General features: G+C 40.9%; 13 protein-coding genes, 16 tRNA genes and 3 rRNA genes. 25 read left to right on the forward strand and 7 right to left on the reverse strand.

Translation table 11 applies throughout. From position 1 onward, the window contains the following. Positions 1–116 precede the first annotated feature (116 nt). Positions 117–707, forward strand: coding sequence for a peptidylprolyl isomerase (locus ACJYYY_RS01455; RefSeq protein WP_035314293.1), 591 nt, complete (start codon positions 117–119; stop codon positions 705–707). A gap of 48 nt (positions 708–755) precedes the next feature. Here the strand turns inward: ACJYYY_RS01455 and ACJYYY_RS01460 are convergent, their stop codons facing one another. Then, positions 756–1,919: a MalY/PatB family protein gene (locus ACJYYY_RS01460; protein ID WP_035314291.1), complete on the reverse strand. Its 1,164-nt coding sequence runs from the start codon at positions 1,917–1,919 to the stop codon at positions 756–758. Between the two features lie 187 nt (positions 1,920–2,106). On the opposite strand from ACJYYY_RS01460, the gene ACJYYY_RS01465 reads away from it, so the two are divergent. The 24 genes from ACJYYY_RS01465 to ACJYYY_RS01580 all read left to right on the forward strand — a co-directional run bounded on the left by ACJYYY_RS01465 (position 2,107) and on the right by ACJYYY_RS01580 (position 13,248). Next, on the forward strand, positions 2,107–2,448 hold the full coding sequence (locus ACJYYY_RS01465; protein WP_035314290.1) for a CvfD/Ygs/GSP13 family RNA-binding post-transcriptional regulator: 342 nt from the start codon (positions 2,107–2,109) through the stop codon (positions 2,446–2,448). A gap of 161 nt (positions 2,449–2,609) precedes the next feature. Continuing rightward, positions 2,610–3,962 (forward strand): glucose-6-phosphate isomerase, encoded by a 1,353-nt coding sequence (locus ACJYYY_RS01470; RefSeq protein WP_035314288.1) that lies wholly within the window; start codon positions 2,610–2,612, stop codon positions 3,960–3,962. 487 nt (positions 3,963–4,449) lie between these two features. Continuing rightward, positions 4,450–5,997: ribosomal RNA gene (locus tag ACJYYY_RS01475) — 16S ribosomal RNA — on the forward strand. Between the two features lie 99 nt (positions 5,998–6,096). Then, positions 6,097–6,173: transfer RNA gene (locus ACJYYY_RS01480), tRNA-Ile, on the forward strand. 24 nt (positions 6,174–6,197) lie between these two features. Continuing rightward, a tRNA-Ala gene (locus ACJYYY_RS01485) sits at positions 6,198–6,273 on the forward strand. 206 nt (positions 6,274–6,479) lie between these two features. Beyond that, positions 6,480–9,409, forward strand: a 23S ribosomal RNA gene (locus ACJYYY_RS01490). A 124-nt stretch (positions 9,410–9,533) separates the two neighbouring features. Further along, positions 9,534–9,649 (forward strand): 5S ribosomal RNA (rrf, locus tag ACJYYY_RS01495). Together the 16S, 23S and 5S rRNA genes with 16 tRNA genes alongside form the textbook arrangement of a ribosomal RNA operon. A gap of 5 nt (positions 9,650–9,654) precedes the next feature. Continuing rightward, positions 9,655–9,727, forward strand: a tRNA-Asn gene (locus ACJYYY_RS01500). Positions 9,728–9,733: 6 nt separating this feature from the next. After that, positions 9,734–9,822, forward strand: a tRNA-Ser gene (locus ACJYYY_RS01505). A 30-nt stretch (positions 9,823–9,852) separates the two neighbouring features. Then, positions 9,853–9,924 (forward strand) — tRNA-Glu (locus tag ACJYYY_RS01510). A 36-nt stretch (positions 9,925–9,960) separates the two neighbouring features. Next, positions 9,961–10,036, forward strand: a tRNA-Val gene (locus tag ACJYYY_RS01515). A 16-nt stretch (positions 10,037–10,052) separates the two neighbouring features. Then, positions 10,053–10,126: transfer RNA gene (locus tag ACJYYY_RS01520), tRNA-Met, on the forward strand. Positions 10,127–10,152: 26 nt separating this feature from the next. Further along, a tRNA-Asp gene (locus ACJYYY_RS01525) sits at positions 10,153–10,226 on the forward strand. Positions 10,227–10,236: 10 nt separating this feature from the next. Further along, positions 10,237–10,309, forward strand: a tRNA-Phe gene (locus ACJYYY_RS01530). A 15-nt stretch (positions 10,310–10,324) separates the two neighbouring features. Beyond that, positions 10,325–10,408 (forward strand) — tRNA-Tyr (locus ACJYYY_RS01535). Between the two features lie 5 nt (positions 10,409–10,413). Beyond that, positions 10,414–10,487, forward strand: a tRNA-Trp gene (locus tag ACJYYY_RS01540). 30 nt (positions 10,488–10,517) lie between these two features. Further along, positions 10,518–10,590 (forward strand) — tRNA-His (locus tag ACJYYY_RS01545). A gap of 22 nt (positions 10,591–10,612) precedes the next feature. Further along, positions 10,613–10,684 (forward strand) — tRNA-Gln (locus ACJYYY_RS01550). Positions 10,685–10,691: 7 nt separating this feature from the next. Beyond that, positions 10,692–10,763 (forward strand) — tRNA-Gly (locus ACJYYY_RS01555). A 10-nt stretch (positions 10,764–10,773) separates the two neighbouring features. Beyond that, positions 10,774–10,844 (forward strand) — tRNA-Cys (locus tag ACJYYY_RS01560). 16 nt (positions 10,845–10,860) lie between these two features. Continuing rightward, positions 10,861–10,943 (forward strand) — tRNA-Leu (locus ACJYYY_RS01565). Positions 10,944–11,081: 138 nt separating this feature from the next. Further along, entirely contained in the window at positions 11,082–12,080 is a 999-nt protein-coding gene (locus tag ACJYYY_RS01570; RefSeq protein ID WP_035314551.1) for a DUF2971 domain-containing protein, read from the forward strand. A 288-nt stretch (positions 12,081–12,368) separates the two neighbouring features. Next, the gene (locus tag ACJYYY_RS01575; RefSeq protein WP_035314550.1) at positions 12,369–12,788 is read left to right on the forward strand and encodes a hypothetical protein; all 420 of its coding nucleotides are present in this window, start codon (positions 12,369–12,371) and stop codon (positions 12,786–12,788) included. Further along, positions 12,781–13,248 carry a MarR family winged helix-turn-helix transcriptional regulator gene (locus ACJYYY_RS01580; protein ID WP_035314549.1) on the forward strand — a complete coding sequence of 156 codons (468 nt, stop codon included), beginning with the start codon at positions 12,781–12,783 and terminating at the stop codon, positions 13,246–13,248. The genes ACJYYY_RS01575 and ACJYYY_RS01580 overlap by 8 nt, the downstream gene beginning before the upstream one ends. 91 nt (positions 13,249–13,339) lie before the next feature. Here the strand turns inward: ACJYYY_RS01580 and ACJYYY_RS01585 are convergent, their stop codons facing one another. The 6 genes from ACJYYY_RS01585 to ACJYYY_RS01610 all read right to left on the reverse strand — a co-directional run bounded on the left by ACJYYY_RS01585 (position 13,340) and on the right by ACJYYY_RS01610 (position 18,271). Beyond that, positions 13,340–14,452: a tyrosine-type recombinase/integrase gene (locus ACJYYY_RS01585; protein ID WP_408869022.1), complete on the reverse strand. Its 1,113-nt coding sequence runs from the start codon at positions 14,450–14,452 to the stop codon at positions 13,340–13,342. 2 nt (positions 14,453–14,454) lie between these two features. After that, complete coding sequence (locus ACJYYY_RS01590; RefSeq protein ID WP_035314547.1) at positions 14,455–14,664, reverse strand: DUF3173 family protein; 210 nt, start codon at positions 14,662–14,664, stop codon at positions 14,455–14,457. Between the two features lie 515 nt (positions 14,665–15,179). Then, positions 15,180–15,779: a tyrosine-type recombinase/integrase gene (locus ACJYYY_RS01595; protein WP_035314545.1), complete on the reverse strand. Its 600-nt coding sequence runs from the start codon at positions 15,777–15,779 to the stop codon at positions 15,180–15,182. A 599-nt stretch (positions 15,780–16,378) separates the two neighbouring features. Further along, positions 16,379–16,747: a hypothetical protein gene (locus tag ACJYYY_RS01600; RefSeq protein ID WP_035314543.1), complete on the reverse strand. Its 369-nt coding sequence runs from the start codon at positions 16,745–16,747 to the stop codon at positions 16,379–16,381. A gap of 28 nt (positions 16,748–16,775) precedes the next feature. Next, entirely contained in the window at positions 16,776–16,994 is a 219-nt protein-coding gene (locus ACJYYY_RS01605) for a hypothetical protein (protein WP_035314541.1), read from the reverse strand. A gap of 47 nt (positions 16,995–17,041) precedes the next feature. Continuing rightward, positions 17,042–18,271 (reverse strand): LPXTG cell wall anchor domain-containing protein, encoded by a 1,230-nt coding sequence (locus ACJYYY_RS01610; protein ID WP_035314539.1) that lies wholly within the window; start codon positions 18,269–18,271, stop codon positions 17,042–17,044. Positions 18,272–18,432: the final 161 nt, after the last annotated feature.

Consider the following 18,432-nt stretch of genomic DNA (forward strand, 5'->3'; position numbering starts at 1 on the left):
ACACGTCCTTTCGATTCAGTCTGTAGCGAAACAAAGTTGCATTTGAATTTTTAGTTTGGTTATCAGTAGATTCAATGTTAAAATAAGGTGAAATAAATTATAAAGGAGATTGAATTATGTCATTCCCACAATTAACCAAAGAAGTACAAGCAAATGAACGTCTTGTTGCGTTTGAAACAACAATGGGTACAATCGAAATCAAGTTATTCCCAGAGGAAGCACCTAAAACAGTTGAAAACTTTATTACACATGTTGAAAATGGCTACTACAATGGTCTATTCTTCCACCGTGTTATTAAAGATTTCATGTTACAAGGTGGCGATCCAACCGGTACTGGTATGGGTGGCGAAAGTATTTGGGGCAAATCATTTGCTGATGAATTTTCGCGCAACTTATTCAACTTCCGTGGTGCGTTATCGATGGCGAATGCTGGACCGAACACAAACGGCAGCCAATTCTTCATCGTGCAAGCAAGTGAAGTGCCAAAAAACATGACACGCCAAATGAAAGATGCTGACTTCCCAGAAGAAGTTGTCAATGCGTATAAAGAAAACGGTGGAACACCATGGTTGGATTACCGTCATACTGTATTCGGTCAAGTTGTTGAAGGCATGGATATCGTTGATGCGATTGCAGATGTGAAAAAAGGCGTGCAAGATCGTCCGGTTGAAGATGTTGTGATTAACAAAATTACGATTCTTAAATAAGCTATTAATAAAGTGTTACCCTCTAATAGATAGAGGGTAACACTTTTTTTATGTCATTAAGTTTGTAAAGGCGGCAACGATACGATTGATGCCTTCATTGACTAAGGTTTCAGTTGTTGCAACGTTGATACGAATGAAGCCGCGTCCTTCTTCGCCGTAGACTGATCCGAGTGTGATGCCGACACCTTGCTCGATTAGTTCGCTCATTAAGGTGTTTTCACTAATACCGGTTTGACGGTAATCAATCCAGAGCAAATAGGAGGCATCGATAGGTGTTACTTCTATTAAAGGTAATTGACTGAGTTGCTTATGAGCAGTATCAATGTTTTTTTTGAGTTGGACGAGTAATTCTGTCAACCAGTCTCCGCCTGTTTCATAGGCCGCTTGTAAGGCTGTAGCGCCGAAGATATTAAGGTCAGGATAGGCTCGTTCGGCCCGGATTGCTACGATACGCTCGCGTAACTGAGCATTATCACTAATTAAATAGGCCGCTTGTAAACCTGCGAGGTTAAATGTTTTAGAGGGTGCCATTAAGGTGACAATCGTCGCCTGTGTTGTGTTGAGGGCGGCGATTGGTACGTGTGATTCAAAGGCTAAATCGGAATGAATTTCATCAGAAATAATTGCGACATTGTATTGTGCGCATAACATAATAATCTGTGACAGTTCTGCTTGAGACCAGACACGACCAGATGGATTATGAGGTGAACAAAATAAGAAAGCAGTTGTCAAAGGATCAGCTAAACGCTGTTCAAATGTATCAAAGTCAAAATAATAGCGGTGATCTTGATAATGCAACGGCGCAAAGACGACGTTACGTCCTATCCGTGGAGGGACTTCGAAAAATGGGTTATAGACAGGAGGGCACATTAAGACATTTTCACCCGGCTGCGTTAAGGCTTCAAGCGCTACTGAAATACTCGCCACGACATTATGATTATAAATAATCATCTCAGGCTCAATCTGCCAATTATACTTGCGGTGCAACCAATTGCAAATGGCAGTATTAGCTACGTCTGGTACGAAATTATAGCCGTAAATATTATGGTTAACAACTTTTTGTAAAGCGAGTGTTACACCCGCTGGTGGATGGAAATCCATATCAGCAATCCACATCGGTAAAACCGCCTTGCCAAAGACGGTGGGTGCGTTATCCCATTTAAGACAGTTCGTTTGTTGGCGTCTGTTTACTTCGTTAAAGTTAGTTGTCATCGTGTCACCTCTCCGTATGTTAGTTTAACTACCGTTATTGTACCTCAATTTGAAGGGATATAAAAATGTTAACGAGCTTTCGCAAGTGAAATAAAGTCGCTAAAATGGACAGTTATGAGCTGATAAAGCGACAATAAAAATGCTATAATTAATAATTGAAGAGACAACGTTAGAAAGAAGGGTACGTATGGTCAAATATAAGATAGGTGATATTGTCGAAGGGACCGTCGATGGCATTCAAAAATATGGTGCTTTTATCAAACTTTCAGAAGAGACACAAGGCTTGATACATATATCTGAGGTGACCCATGGTTTCGTGAAAGATATTAATGATTACTTGCATGTCGGACAAACGCTTAAAGTTAAAATTGTAAGCGTTGACGAAGGAAAGAAGCGGATGAGCTTATCATTGCGTGCAATGGAAGATAGTGAAAATAGCGAAGTCGGTGAAGCGGGATTTGACCCGTTACGCAAACAAATGCCGATTTGGATTGAGACATTCAAAGGCACAGGTGAAATTAGTGATTAGAAAGCTCCTTTCTCTGGTTGTTGACTTCGAATGATTCAGTTGTGAACATTGTGGTGCGTTAGTTGTCCATTAAATGAAGTATTGCGTTATGTTTATATTGAAAAAACAGGTTGATTAGTATAAAGTTAGGGTGTTAATAAAAAATTACTGGGGGTTTCGAAATGACTCATATTAAATTTGATTATTCGAACGCGTTGGCATTTTTCGGTCAACATGAAATGGATTACTTACAAAGTGCTGTAACTGCAGCTCATAATGATTTGCACAACGGCACTGGTGTCGGAAACGACGCGTTAGGTTGGATCGATTTGCCAACAAATTATGATAAAGAAGAATACGCTCGTATTCAAGCCGCTAGTAAAAAAATTCAAGGCGATTCAGAAGTATTAATCGTTGTCGGTATCGGTGGTTCATACTTAGGCGCTCGTGCAGCAATCGAATTCATCAAGAGTTCATTTAATAACGTGGATAGCAAAGCTGTTCGTAAAGCACCACAAGTTTTCTTTGCTGGTAACAGTATTAGCTCAACTTACTTACATGATTTAGTGGAGTTTGTTAAAGACAAAGATTTCTCTGTTAACATTATTTCTAAATCAGGAACAACGACAGAACCTGCCTTAGCTTTCCGTATCTTAAAAGGTCTTTTGATCGAGAAATATGGTAAAGAAGAAGCTAAATCACGTATTTATGCAACAACCGATAAAGCTAAAGGTGCTTTGAAAACAGAAGCGGATAACGAAGGATACGAAACGTTTGTCGTACCAGATGACATCGGTGGACGTTTTTCAGTCTTAACTGCTGTCGGTCTATTACCAATTGCAGCGGCAGGTATCGATACAGACGCTATTATGGCGGGTGCTCGTCAAGCAAGCGAAGATTTACGTAGCCCGAACATCTCGGAAAACATCGCTTATCAATATGCTGTTGCGCGCAATGTGTTATACAGTAAAGGTAAAACAGTTGAGATGTTAATTAACTATGAACCAAGCTTGCAGTACTTTAACGAATGGTGGAAACAACTATTCGGTGAAAGTGAAGGTAAGGATCAAAAAGGAATTTATCCATCATCAGCGAACTACTCTACAGATTTACATTCATTAGGTCAATACGTTCAAGAAGGTCGTCGTATTCTAATGGAAACAGTTGTCAAAGTAGCGGAACCACGTTTTGATATTGATATTCCATCAGATGAAAAAAATCTTGATGGTTTGAACTTCCTTGCCGGTAAAACAGTTGATTATGTTAATGAAAAAGCATTCCAAGGAACGTTATTAGCGCATACTGATGGTGAAGTGCCCAACTTTGTTGTCGAAATCCCTAAATTAGATGAGTTTTCATTAGGTTACCTCATTTACTTCTTCGAAAAAGCGGTAGGCCTTTCAGGTTACTTGTTAGGTGTTAACCCATTCGATCAACCAGGGGTTGAAGCATACAAGAAAAACATGTTTGCTTTATTGGGTAAACCAGGTTTTGAAACAGAAAAAGCGGAATTAGAAGCACGTTTAGATAAATAAAAGCAGTACTAATAAAGGTGTGTAGCGCTTCAAAGCCTACCACCTTTATTTTTTTTGAAAAAAACTATTGCCAAATGATGGTGCTGTCATATATACTAAGTAAACAGTTTACAAACGAAAACAATAAGGTTTCGAGAGTGGAAAAAGTTTCTCGTAAGAAACAGTTTTTTTAAAAGGAAAATTGTTGACATATCATTTTGTAACTGTTATGATAATACATGTTGAGTGAGAGGCGCTGATATAAAGCGTTTTGATTAAAAAAACATTTTCAAAAAGATGTTGACAACAAACACAACACATGATAATATTAAGAAGTTGTCAGCGAGAGCCGATAACGATTGACCTTTGAAAACTGAACGAACAAAAAAGATGTTATATGCTTAAACTCTTAGGAGTTTAACCAATTAATTTCGTAACGACAACAAGTAATAAATTTTTAGCTAGCGAACTAGTTAAGGATCATTTGACGGTTTAAACACCGTTACTTTTTAACGAGAGTTTGATCCTGGCTCAGGACGAACGCTGGCGGCGTGCCTAATACATGCAAGTCGAACGAACGGATAAGGAGCTTGCTCCTTTGAAGTTAGTGGCGGACGGGTGAGTAACACGTGGGTAACCTGCCTCACAGCTGGGGATAACATCGAGAAATCGATGCTAATACCGAATGTGCTGAACATCATAAGATGTTCAAGTGAAAGACGGTTTCGGCTGTCACTGTGAGATGGACCCGCGCTGGATTAGCTAGTTGGTAAGGTAATGGCTTACCAAGGCGACGATCCATAGCCGACCTGAGAGGGTGATCGGCCACATTGGGACTGAGACACGGCCCAAACTCCTACGGGAGGCAGCAGTAGGGAATCTTCGGCAATGGACGAAAGTCTGACCGAGCAACGCCGCGTGAGCGAAGAAGGCCTTCGGGTCGTAAAGCTCTGTTGTTAGAGAAGAACAAGGGTGAGAGTAACTGTTCACCCCTTGACGGTATCTAACCAGAAAGCCACGGCTAACTACGTGCCAGCAGCCGCGGTAATACGTAGGTGGCAAGCGTTGTCCGGAATTATTGGGCGTAAAGCGCGCGCAGGCGGTCTTTTAAGTCTGATGTGAAAGCCCCCGGCTCAACCGGGGAGGGTCATTGGAAACTGGAAGACTTGAGGACAGAAGAGGAGAGTGGAATTCCAAGTGTAGCGGTGAAATGCGTAGATATTTGGAGGAACACCAGTGGCGAAGGCGGCTCTCTGGTCTGTTACTGACGCTGAGGCGCGAAAGCGTGGGGAGCAAACAGGATTAGATACCCTGGTAGTCCACGCCGTAAACGATGAGTGCTAAGTGTTAGGGGGTTTCCGCCCCTTAGTGCTGCAGTTAACGCATTAAGCACTCCGCCTGGGGAGTACGACCGCAAGGTTGAAACTCAAAGGAATTGACGGGGGCCCGCACAAGCGGTGGAGCATGTGGTTTAATTCGAAGCAACGCGAAGAACCTTACCAGGTCTTGACATCCTTTGACCATTCTGGAGACAGAACTTTCCCTTCGGGGACAAAGTGACAGGTGGTGCATGGTTGTCGTCAGCTCGTGTCGTGAGATGTTGGGTTAAGTCCCGCAACGAGCGCAACCCTTGATTTTAGTTGCCAGCATTAAGTTGGGCACTCTAAAGTGACTGCCGGTGTAAGCCGGAGGAAGGTGGGGATGACGTCAAATCATCATGCCCCTTATGACCTGGGCTACACACGTGCTACAATGGATAATACAAAGGGTCGCGAAGCCGCGAGGTGGAGCCAATCCCATAAAATTATTCTCAGTTCGGATTGCAGGCTGCAACTCGCCTGCATGAAGCCGGAATCGCTAGTAATCGTAGATCAGCATGCTACGGTGAATACGTTCCCGGGCCTTGTACACACCGCCCGTCACACCACGAGAGTTTGTAACACCCAAAGCCGGTTTGGTAACCTTCGGGAGCTAGCCGTCTAAGGTGGGATAGATAATTGGGGTGAAGTCGTAACAAGGTAGCCGTATCGGAAGGTGCGGCTGGATCACCTCCTTTCTAAGGAATAGGAACACACCTTCGGGTGTGATAAGTTACATTAATTGTTGTATGACATCTGTTTGTTCGTTTAGTTTTGAGAAGTCAATCTTCTCCAAAGGGCCTATAGCTCAGCTGGTTAGAGCGCACGCCTGATAAGCGTGAGGTCGATGGTTCGAGTCCATTTAGGCCCACCATTTTAAATTGAATACCCTTATAAAGGGGCCTTAGCTCAGCTGGGAGAGCGCCTGCCTTGCACGCAGGAGGTCAGCGGTTCGATCCCGCTAGGCTCCACCATTATTTTTTTGTTCTTTGAAAACTGAATACTAATTGATATGAAATAGAAAGACCAAGTAACAACCGAGACTCATTTTAGGTGATTTATAATCATCAGGTCGTATCGCACGACCAACCAGACATATGTTCATTATGTCGAACTAAAAGCCGTAAGGTGATTAGTAAAGAGGCGTTAGTAGTTGTTTAACAACGAACACAAATCTGAAGGTTAAGTTAGAAAGGGCGCACGGTGAATGCCTTGGCACTAGGAGCCGATGAAGGACGGGACTAACACCGATATGCTTTGGGGAGCTGTACGTAAGCTTTGATCCAGAGATTTCCGAATGGGGAAACCTACTATGCTTGATCGCATAGTGTCTACAACTGAATACATAGGTTGTTTGACGGCAGACGCAGGGAACTGAAACATCTTATTACCTGCAGGAAGAGAAAGAAAAATCGATTTCCTGAGTAGCGGCGAGCGAAACGGAAACAGCCCAAACCAAAGAGCTTGCTCTTTGGGGTTGTAGGACATTCTACACGGAGTTACAAAGGAAGCGTTTAGTTGAGTAACCTGGAAAGGTTAACCAAAGAGGGTAACAGTCCCGTAAACGAAAAGCGCTTCTCTCCAGAATGTATCCTGAGTACGGCGGAACACGAGAAATTCCGTCGGAATCCACGGGGACCATCCCGTAAGGCTAAATACTCCCTAGTGACCGATAGTGTACCAGTACCGTGAGGGAAAGGTGAAAAGAACCCCGGAAGGGGAGTGAAATAGTTCCTGAAACCGTGTGCCTACAAGTAGTTAAAGCCCGTTAATGGGTGATAGCGTGCCTTTTGTAGAATGAACCGGCGAGTTACGTTTACTAGCAAGGTTAAGTCGAGAAGACGGAGCCGCAGCGAAAGCGAGTCTGAATAGGGCGAATTAGTTAGTAGGCGTAGACCCGAAACCAGGTGATCTACCCATGTCCAGGATGAAGGTAAGGTAAAACTTACTGGAGGTCCGAACCCACGTAAGTTGAAAATTGCGGGGATGAGGTGTGGGTAGCGGAGAAATTCCAATCGAACCTGGAGATAGCTGGTTCTCTCCGAAATAGCTTTAGGGCTAGCCTCGAGGTAGAGAGTCGTGGAGGTAGAGCACTGTTTGAACTAGGGGCCCATCTAGGGTTACTGAATTCAGATAAACTCCGAATGCCATCGACTTATACTCGGGAGTCAGACAGTGAGTGATAAGATCCATTGTCGAGAGGGAAACAGCCCAGACCACCAGTTAAGGTCCCTAAATATACGTTAAGTGGAAAAGGATGTAGTATTGCTTAGACAACTAGGATGTTGGCTCAGAAGCAGCCACCATTTAAAGAGTGCGTAATAGCTCACTAGTCGAGTGACACCGCGCCGAAAATGTACCGGGGCTAAACGTATTACCGAAACTGTGGATGAACATCTATGATGTTCGTGGTAGGAGAGCGTTCTAAAGACAGCGAAGTCAGACCGTGAGGACTGGTGGAGTGTTTAGAAGTGAGAATGCCGGTATGAGTAGCGAAAGACGGGTGAGAATCCCGTCCACCGAATATCTAAGGTTTCCTGGGGAAGGCTCGTCCGCCCAGGGTTAGTCGGGACCTAAGCTGAGGCCGATAGGCGTAGGCGATGGACAACAGATTGATATTTCTGTACCAGTCATTAATGTTTGAGCGATGGGGGGACGCAGTAGGATACGAACGCATGCTGATGGATATGCATGTACAAGCAATTAGGCAGGAAAGTAGGCAAATCCGCTTTCCGCGTAAGCTGAGTTGTGATGTGGTGGCACCTAGTGCCGTAGGTTCTGATTCCACACTGCCAAGAAAAGCCTCTAGTTAGTTAATGACTGCCCGTACCGCAATCCGACACAGGTAGATGAGGAGAGAATCCTAAGGTGAGCGAGAGAACTCTTGTTAAGGAACTCGGCAAAATGACCCCGTAACTTCGGGAGAAGGGGTGCTCTATTAAGGTGAAAGCCTGAGAGAGCCGCAGTGAATAGGCCCAAGCGACTGTTTACCAAAAACACAGGTCTATGCAAAATCGTAAGATGAAGTATATGGGCTGACACCTGCCCGGTGCTGGAAGGTTAAGAGGAGTGCTTAGCGCAAGCGAAGGTGCGAATTGAAGCCCCAGTAAACGGCGGCCGTAACTATAACGGTCCTAAGGTAGCGAAATTCCTTGTCGGGTAAGTTCCGACCCGCACGAAAGGTGTAACGATTTGGGCACTGTCTCAACAAGAGACTCGGTGAAATTATAGTACCTGTGAAGATGCAGGTTACCCGCGACAGGACGGAAAGACCCCGTGGAGCTTTACTGCAATCTGATATTGAATGTTTGTGTCACTTGTACAGGATAGGTAGGAGCCTTGGACTCCGGAGCGCTAGCTTCGGATGAGGCGTTGGTGGGATACTACCCTTGTGACATGACCATTCTAACCCGCACCCCTTATCGGGGTGGGAGACAGTGTCAGATGGGCAGTTTGACTGGGGCGGTCGCCTCCTAAAGAGTAACGGAGGCGCCCAAAGGTTCCCTCAGAATGGTTGGAAATCATTCGCAGAGTGTAAAGGCACAAGGGAGCTTGACTGTGAGACCTACAAGTCGAACAGGGACGAAAGTCGGGCTTAGTGATCCGGTGGTTCCGCATGGAAGGGCCATCGCTCAACGGATAAAAGCTACCCCGGGGATAACAGGCTTATCTCCCCCAAGAGTCCACATCGACGGGGAGGTTTGGCACCTCGATGTCGGCTCATCGCATCCTGGGGCTGTAGTCGGTCCCAAGGGTTGGGCTGTTCGCCCATTAAAGCGGTACGCGAGCTGGGTTCAGAACGTCGTGAGACAGTTCGGTCCCTATCCGTCGCGGGCGCAGGAAATTTGAGAGGAGCTGTCCTTAGTACGAGAGGACCGGGATGGACACACCGCTGGTGTACCAGTTGTTCCGCCAGGAGCATCGCTGGGTAGCTATGTGTGGAAGGGATAAACGCTGAAAGCATCTAAGCGTGAAGCCCCCCTCGAGATGAGATTTCCCATCACTTTATGTGAGTAAGACCCCTGAGAGACGATCAGGTTGATAGGTTCGGAGTGGAAGTGCAGCGATGTACGGAGCGGACGAATACTAATAGGTCGAGGACTTAACCTTATTAAGTTTTAAAAGCGAAAATGACGATGGGTTGTTACCTTTCGAAAAAACATCAATTAGTATTCAGTTTTGAGAGTGCAAACTTTCATTGATAATTTCATAATTATCCAGACATATTTATCTGTTTGGTGACGATAGCAAAGAGGATACACCTGTTCCCATCCCGAACACAGTAGTTAAGCTCTTTAGCGCCGATGGTAGTTGGGGGTTTCCCCCTGTGAGAGTAGGACGTTGCCAAGCATTTATCCGCAATAGCTCAGTTGGTAGAGCACACGACTGTTAATCGTGTTGTCGTAGGTTCGAGCCCTACTTGCGGAGTAATATGGGGAGTTGTCCGAGTGGCTGAAGGAGCACGGTTGGAAACCGTGTAGGCAGTGTAAACTGTCTCAAGGGTTCAAATCCCTTACTCTCCGTAGTGAATCTGTTTAAAAATTGTGTCTTAAGGCCCGTTGGTCAAGCGGTTAAGACACCGCCCTTTCACGGCGGTATCACGGGTTCGAATCCCGTACGGGTCATAACTTATCTTCGATAAGTTGCAAGTTTAGTAAGTTGGGGGTTTAGCTCAGCTGGGAGAGCATCTGCCTTACAAGCAGAGGGTCGGCGGTTCGAGCCCGTCAACCCCCACCATTTTTATTATTATTATCGCGGGATGGAGCAGTCTGGTAGCTCGTCGGGCTCATAACCCGAAGGTCGTTGGTTCAAATCCAGCTCCCGCAATTGCAAGCAATTGCAAACAAGTTTTTGGTCTGGTAGTTCAGCTGGTTAGAATGCCTGCCTGTCACGCAGGAGGTCGCGGGTTCGAGTCCCGTCCAGACCGTTAGTTTTATGGCTCAGTAGCTCAGTTGGTAGAGCAACGGATTGAAGCTCCGTGTGTCGGCAGTTCGACTCTGTCCTGAGCCATTGCAACATCTATATGGAGGAGTAGCGAAGTGGCTAAACGCGACGGACTGTAAATCCGTTCCTTAGGGTTCAGTGGTTCGAATCCACTCTCCTCCACCATTTTTAGGGACATAGTTTAACGGTAGAATAGAGGTCTCCAACACCTTTGATGTGGGTTCGATTCCTACTGTCCCTGCCATTTTTTTGATGTTTAAATATATTTATTATGGCGGTTGTGGTGAAGTGGTTAACACACCTGATTGTGGTTCAGGCATGCGTGGGTTCGATCCCCATCATCCGCCTTTATTAATTTATATATATCCTTGGGGTGTAGCCAAGCGGTAAGGCAATGGATTTTGATTCCATCATGCGTAGGTTCGATCCCTGCCACCCCAGTTTTTTTGCGAAAGTAGTTCAGTGGTAGAACATCACCTTGCCAAGGTGGGGGTCGCGGGTTCGAATCCCGTCTTTCGCTTTTATTATGTGGCGGTATAGCCAAGTGGTAAGGCAGAGGTCTGCAAAACCTTCACCACCGGTTCAAATCCGGTTACCGCCTTCATTATAAAGTATACGCCGGCGTGGCGGAATGGCAGACGCGCTGGACTCAAAATCCAGTGCCCGCAAGGGCGTACGAGTTCAAGTCTCGTCGCCGGTATCCTTAGAGTATCAACGTGTATCTTACGTTGGTGCTCTTCTTTTTGTCTTGGTTATTTTTAGGAGAGTCTCCAATTTGAGCCATAAATGTTTCCGATATATATGGTATACTTTAATTATCTTAAGAAGAATAATTGTGATGAAGGAAGGGATAGAGTTGGAGAAAAGACTTAAAGACTTAGTTGATTTTTCTATATTGCCTAATGACCTTAGAAGAGCACTTGAAAGGTTACCTAAAGATGGTGAACAAGCATTGATAGAAATGTATGATGAAAATTCTGAATTTCAAAAATATGCACATCCTGTAAATATTGCTAAAGACTTTCTAATTGAGGATAACACTGAATTATATCATTATACAAGCTATGATAATTTAGCTTCTATTGTTACAGGAAAAAAGTTTTGGATTAAAAGCAAATCTTATATGAATGACCCAAAAGAATTTAGTTATACTTACGAATTAAGTGAATCCTTACTTAAAGAATTAGGAGCTAGCGATAGTGAAATAAGTGATTTCAAAAGTATAATTCAAGGCGTTAAATTTGATATATACCTGTGGTCTTTCTCTGAAAATGAAGCTTCTCAGGCTTTATGGGGCAATTATGGAAATAAAAAAGGTGTTGCGCTAAAAATGAATACCAAGGTTTTAATGGAAGAGTTGGGTACCCATTTTTCAAATGGGAAAGATAATCTAATGGACTATACAGTAGGTAGTGCGTATGTTTTCCCTTTAAAAGTTCTATATAATCAAGAAGAACAAAAGAAAAGGCTATCTGTAGTTTTAGTTCAGTGGTTAAGATCGTCAAGGAACATGCAGTTTGACCCACCAGATATGGAAGAAATTATGAATAATTGTCTAAAGGCTCTACTCTTATATGCAGTCATGTTAAAGAACCCTCTGTTATACCAAGAAGAAGAGGGAAGGTTTATCATTTTAAATATTACAGATGGCAATCAAGTAGCTCCTGAATTTTATGTAGATGATGTTCCTTTTGTTTCTTGTGGATTAATGGGACGAATGCTTTCTGAAGTAATTATTCAAACTGGTAGTGACGTTGAATATTCAGTAGTTAACTCACTTCTTTCTAGCAATGGCTTTGAAAATGTAAGGATAACTAATTCGATTTTACCTTACTAATTATTTTTATAACTAACCCACAATAAGCCACTCAATTCGTTAGGGAATGAGTGGCTTATTGTGGGTTATGGCTTGTGTTAAAAGAGGTCATTTAACTTGTCTGACATGCTTTTCTACTTACTTGGGTAAAGATGTCCATATGTGTCGTAAGTCGTGTGAATGAAGGTATGCATGTGTATTCACTTTACAACACTAATATCTATTAATTCAAAATAAATCATTGACACCTATTTAATAAGTGTTTATACTATAAGTGTACTTACTATAAAAAGAGAGAAGGCTATTACAATGAAATTTAGTTTTGAATTAAAAACAGATGCAACACTTGAGCAAGTTTGGGGGCTATACGAAGATGTAAATAAATGGTTCTCATGGGAGTCTGACTTAGAAGATATATCATTAGAAAGTGAATTTAAAACAGGTACACATGGCACTATGAAGTTAGTAGGACGTCCTCAGGTAACGTTTGTTTTAGAGTCTGTTACGACTAATAAGGAATTTACTAATAAGACAATTATTCCATCTATTGGAGAAATCTATTTTAGTCATGAAATTTCTAAGATTGATGACAAAACATTAGTAAAACACTCAGTTGAATTTGTACCACTTAACAGAAAGGCTATATCTGAAGATTTAGGTCTTGTTTCTCAAGTGTTTTCTTCTGTTCCTAAATCTGTATTTTCACTTTTAGAGGTTGCAAATGGATAGTAGCTTATCATCTGATTTTCAGAGTACACCTAATGAATCAACTGGTCTATCATTTATAAAGGTGTATAACCTTTGGCATAAACTAATTAAAGATGAATTAAAAACTGTGAATCTAACTCATCCGCAGTTCACAGTACTTGCATCTTTAGGTTATCTTAGTCAAAGAAATAAAGAAGTATCACAGGTAGATATTTCTAAACAAGCTGATATTGATGTAATGACAGTATCTACAATCATTAGAAATTTAGAAAAGACAAAATTATTGTTTCGTCAAGAATCATCAGTTGACACTAGAGCTAAGTCAATTATGCTTACAGAAGAGGGAAGAGTAGTTTTATCTAAAGCTTTGCCTTTGGTTGAGGGGATTGATAATGTATTCTTTGGTAATTTAGAAACAGATAAACAGTGTTTTAACAGTTTGTTACTAAAATTGATTGAGTCGAACTCGAGTAAGGGGTAACATTTTTGAAGGAATTGTCTTAAACTAATATATATTTGATACACTCAAAGAAAGAGCCTAAACGTTACTTTTACGTTCAAGCTCTTTCTTTTTAAAATAGGTCATTTAGCTTGTCTGACATGCTTTTTTGCTTACTTGGGTAAAGATGTCCATATGTGTCGTAAGTCGTTTGAATAGAGGCGTGACCGAGTCTTTCTTTGATTGGAAATTGCTTTTCTCCATTCTCAATTAATAAGGCAACATGTGAGTGCCTAAAGTCATGAATCCGAATCCGTTTTAGCTCTGTTGTTCGCTCTAAAATAGCGTTATACTTGTTAGTTACCATGTATCGAGAGATTATACTAGGAGCAAACTGAAAGACTTGTAATTGTTCTACATCATCAGTAAATCGTGACAACCTAGCAGTTTGAGTCTCTTTCCATGACTGTAATTCATCTGCTAAGTTACTTTGAATTGTGATTTTACGTATACTGGCATCTGTTTTTGGTTCGTTGAGTATGGTTCTCCCTGGAAGATGTATAAGTGTTTTATTTACGTCAATTTCTTTTCTGTTAAAGTCGATGTCTTTCCACGTTAACCCTAGCAATTCACCAATACGCATACCAGTTGAAAAAAGCACCTTGAAAATTAATTTATATGAGCTATCATCTGGTTCTAGTAAGGTCAAAAATTGTTGGAAATCTTTTACAGTCCAGTAGTTCATCTTATGCTTAGGTACTGGCAGTCTTTTAATCTGAGAACAGGGGTTTTCATTAAGAAAGCCTTCCTTAACGGCAATGTCTAATAGTTTTTTCATTAAGATCATTTGTTTATTGACAGTGTTGTTAGTTAAATCTTTATCTAACAATGTTTCTCTGAATGCGTCAATATCTTTGTAGGTTAAAAGGCCAATGGTTGCGTGTTTGAAGTAGGGTGAAAAGTGTTTATTATAATTACCGTTTTGCGATGAAATATAGCTCTCTTTGCGTTGTTTTTTCTTGTCTTCAGCTTTCATTATCTCGTATAAGATGTCGAGTGAAGCTCCCTTAATAGTAGAGTAGTCACCATATTTCGTCATTCTGTAGTAACTTTCTAATTCTAAAGCCTCCTTACGGGTCTTTATATTCCTTTTAATGAATCGGTTTCGCTTGCCAGTAACAGCATTGTACCCCTTAGAGATATCTAGTTTCCATGTGTCTTTACCTTTTTCTTTTGTGACTGACATTATTAGCACACTCCTTCTAGTTCTAACGGTATTTTAATTCCAAGCATACCTTCAACTGTTATAACTGGTACAAGACCTAGTCGTTTATTGTCGTAAAAAGTGATTCCTTCTTCAACTAATTGAGCTTTAGTTTGTTTAATGATTCGTTCTGCTGTGCAATGTCCATAACCTAAGTTGATTAAACCTTGTTTGTTTATTAATGGAATATTCATGTTTGTTTTCCTCCGATATAATAGTTTTAAATCAGTTCTAACTGACTTAAATAATTATTTAAAACATCTGAATTAAAGTCCAGCCCCTTTATCCTAAAATATTTCTTTATATACTGGTCAAAAGAGCATCGGAAGTTAAAAGCGAGTAGGGTCTTTTAGTATCAGAGTTAGACGATTTCACCTAAGGTGAAAATCAATATCTAGGGTAGTGAAAACAACTTCTGAGTACCCCAAGATAAAGAAGCAAAATAACTGAAAATCTAAGTTGATTTATCTGATTCATTAGCTCTTTGTTCTAAAGTTAAAATGACAGTAAATAATTGACTGGAAAATTAAGTATAAGTTACAGTAAAATGAGTTTGTGTCAGTTGGGTTGAGTGAGATTTAAAATCAAGTGATCCGTGAGTATATCTATTCGACAAGCTGGAAGATACAAGTCAAATAATTATAATCAGAGTTCAGTACCCCAAAGAAGGCAAAATAAATAAGACAACTCGTGAGCTGTCTTATCTAGGTTAACCAAAATTAATTTCGTCTAATACTGCTTCTTTTGTGACTTCGTCTAAGCCTAGGTAACTAAGTGTTGATTTTTGGTCTGAATGGTTAAGCAGCTTCATGACAAACCCAATATCATATTTAGTTTGTTCATATACTCTATAAGCTCCAGTTTTTCTCATCGTGTGAGTACCAAGATAGTTAAGTCCTAATAAGTCGCCTGTCTTGTCCATGATTTTGTAGTATTGCTTTCTAGTTATGCAGTTGTCTGGATTGGTAGAGGAGGGGAAGAGCCATTTACTTTTTATGCCTTGTTCTTTCAAGTAGTCATGATAAATGATAAGGTCTTTTTCTAGTGGCTTTAAGTAGAGTGTATTTGGTTTACCTGTCTTTTGGTCTTTTGTGTGTGCACGTTCTTTGAGTACCCCTGATTCTGTGAACACGTCTGAATACTCGAGGGATAAGACGTCACTTACTCGTAATAAGGTCGCTTTCCCGAATTGGAAGATTGTGTAGTTTCGTCTGCCTGCCTTGAAGTTGTTTAAAAGTGTGTCCTGTACCTGTTTGAGAATGATTGAGTCCTTGATGGGTTGTACATTATGATTCTGTCTTTGTGCCATGGTTCTAGTCTCCTTCGATGGGTTATTTTAAGGACTTTTTGGAAAAATGCCCCTACTTAGCTTGCGATAAGAAGCTAGCCCTTGTCAATCAAAGGTTTGGTAGGGGTCATTTGATTAAAAAGACCCCATATGATCTAGTATTGAATGAATACTAGTGCCGAAAATGCAAAAATAGCTCTGCCGTAGGCTAAACCCCTATGGTAGAGCTATTTTCTTATGCTTCTTAAAATTAAACAACAACCTGTATGCGTTTACATTAGCTTGATGAGTAAGAATGAAAACAAACTTAGTTTGGGTAAGGCTAGTTATTAATTGGAAAGTTAGATGATTTTGTTGGTCAGATAGGATTTTAGGAGACGCCTTTAAAAGCTAGAAAAACGGTTTTAAGCGTTGTTTCCAAATTAAATGTTATCATATGGGAAGGACAGGGAAATTCGCTTTAGAGCTATTCTGAGGACGTTGAGGGGTATGTAGGGATGTTATTCTTTAAAAAATAATGCTTAGGCTACACTCCTCGAGTGGATGGGTCTTTTTAATCAAATGACCCCTCGTGTGAGGAAAGTATGGTGTTATTTTAGTTGTTTTAGTGGTTGGAAATGTTATTTGTACAGCTTATTTCTTATATCAGTGCTGTTTTTCGCTATAATAGCTATATTTTCAAACAGCTTAATGGGTAGAGTCAGTATCCAGTATACTATAAAAGCAATAACTAGATTTAACAACCCCAACAAAATGATTCCGGGTGCACCATATCCAAAAAGAAACAGAGATTGCTCAACTAAAAAAGCAATGATGAATACGAGTATCGCAGCTAAGAGATTTACTATCTTGAATATCGCAACATAGCTAAAGCCATGATTATGAGTTGTATTGTGTTCATCACTTGGTATCTTTCCAGTCATCATCCACATTGTCACCTTGTAGTTTATCCTGTGTATCAAACTATTTTTATCTGAATCTTTATTCACTTAATCTACTCCTTTACTACTTGTTTTCTTATCTGTCGAACTTGTTGCGGTATTTTCTGTAATGCTTGGAGTATCTACTGTCAAATTCTGCATCTTTTTTCACCATGTTTTTAAATAGCATTCCTTTAAAGACGATGACTGCGATTAAAAGTAGTATACCGTACAATAAAACACTACCTACAGGTATGCCTGTTAGTACACCAAAGAAAAATACCCCAATGAGAAAAGTAATTAATAATGCTTTCAAAAGTTCTGTCCTCCTTTTTGGTTCAATTAAAGGTTTACAAGTTGTAATTAAGTGCGTTTACGCTTGAAGAACCATGCCAATGTGGCAATTGCGATTGAACCAAATCCCAATGAATTGATTAATGGGTTGTTTGACTCACCAGTTTGTGGAAGAGTGTTAGTTGAATTGTCTTTTGAGGCAACCTTTTTGTTTGGTTTAGTTGATACATTTGTAGTTCCTGGTTTAACTTGGTCTACAGGGTTAGCAGGGTCTACAGGATTAGTAGGGTCTACAGGATCGGTAGGGTCTACAGGGTCAACTGGGTTAGATAATGGATTAGCTTTTACATCAGCTAAAGCACTATTGATTGCATCAATGTGTTCTTGGAATACTTTTTCATTAGTTGAAGTGTTATCCACCAAGGTACGTGCTTGTACTTGAGGGTTATCAGTTAATGCTTGTTCACCTGATTTGATTGCTGTGTCTAAAGCGTCCACATATTTTGCTTGATACTTATCTTTATCCAAGTATGTCTTAGCTTCTGTGATTGTTTCCTTTAGTACAGGTCTATTTTCTTCGTCAATAGTTGGTGGTAGTGTGTCAGATAATCTATCTAGTGGCACTACTAATGTCATCTTGCCAGCTCCGTCATTAAATAGTTCTGCTTTTTTAAATGAAAGGAGAGAATAATATTCAGTAGGTTGACCATTTACTAGTATAGGATTATGCAGATTTTTAATTACTTCTTGTGAATCAAGTAAAAGCCCATAATTAGTGGTATCAACTCCTATTGTAGTTAAATCTACAAAAAATCCAGATTCCACATCAAAATAGTATTTATCTTCCTTCAAAGTGGCGAGAACTTCACCAGTTTCTTTATCTGTGAAGGTGAAATCTATATCGACATAATTATTAATACCTATATGTTCTTCTCTGTCATCAGCATACCAAAACCCATCACTTCCTAAATGGTAGGTTCTTTCTACTTCTGTTGGAGTCTCTGAGTCGTTCTCTGATATCTCAGGGACTTGTGGTTCAACTGCAACTGGTGCTTCTGATTCTAATTTAGGTGTTTCGGAAGCTACTGGTACTTCTTTTTCTGTAGCTGTTTGTTCTGTTTCTTGGTTAGCTTGATTGCTCGTTGTTGTCTCATTTGTTTCTTGAGCTAACACGGAAGTTAAAGGGAGTGCTAAACTTGATAATACGAGTCCACAGATTAGTAAGTGGGCTGTTACTTTCTTAGCTCTAATTCCTTGTTTTGCCAAACCTTCGGCTTGTGTTCGTTTTGAATCTGTCATTATTATTATACCGTCCTCAATTTACCACCTTTCCTCACATGAATATTTTCTCATGTGGGTAATTGAAAAGCAAACGATTTTTAGTATATGAGACTGTTTAAATTAGTTAGGAGTAGCTAGGTTAGGTTTAATTATATTCAAAAATAGAAAGTACCCTAACT

The organism is Brochothrix campestris (assembly GCF_046058945.1).
GTDB lineage: Bacteria > Bacillota > Bacilli > Lactobacillales > Listeriaceae > Brochothrix > Brochothrix campestris.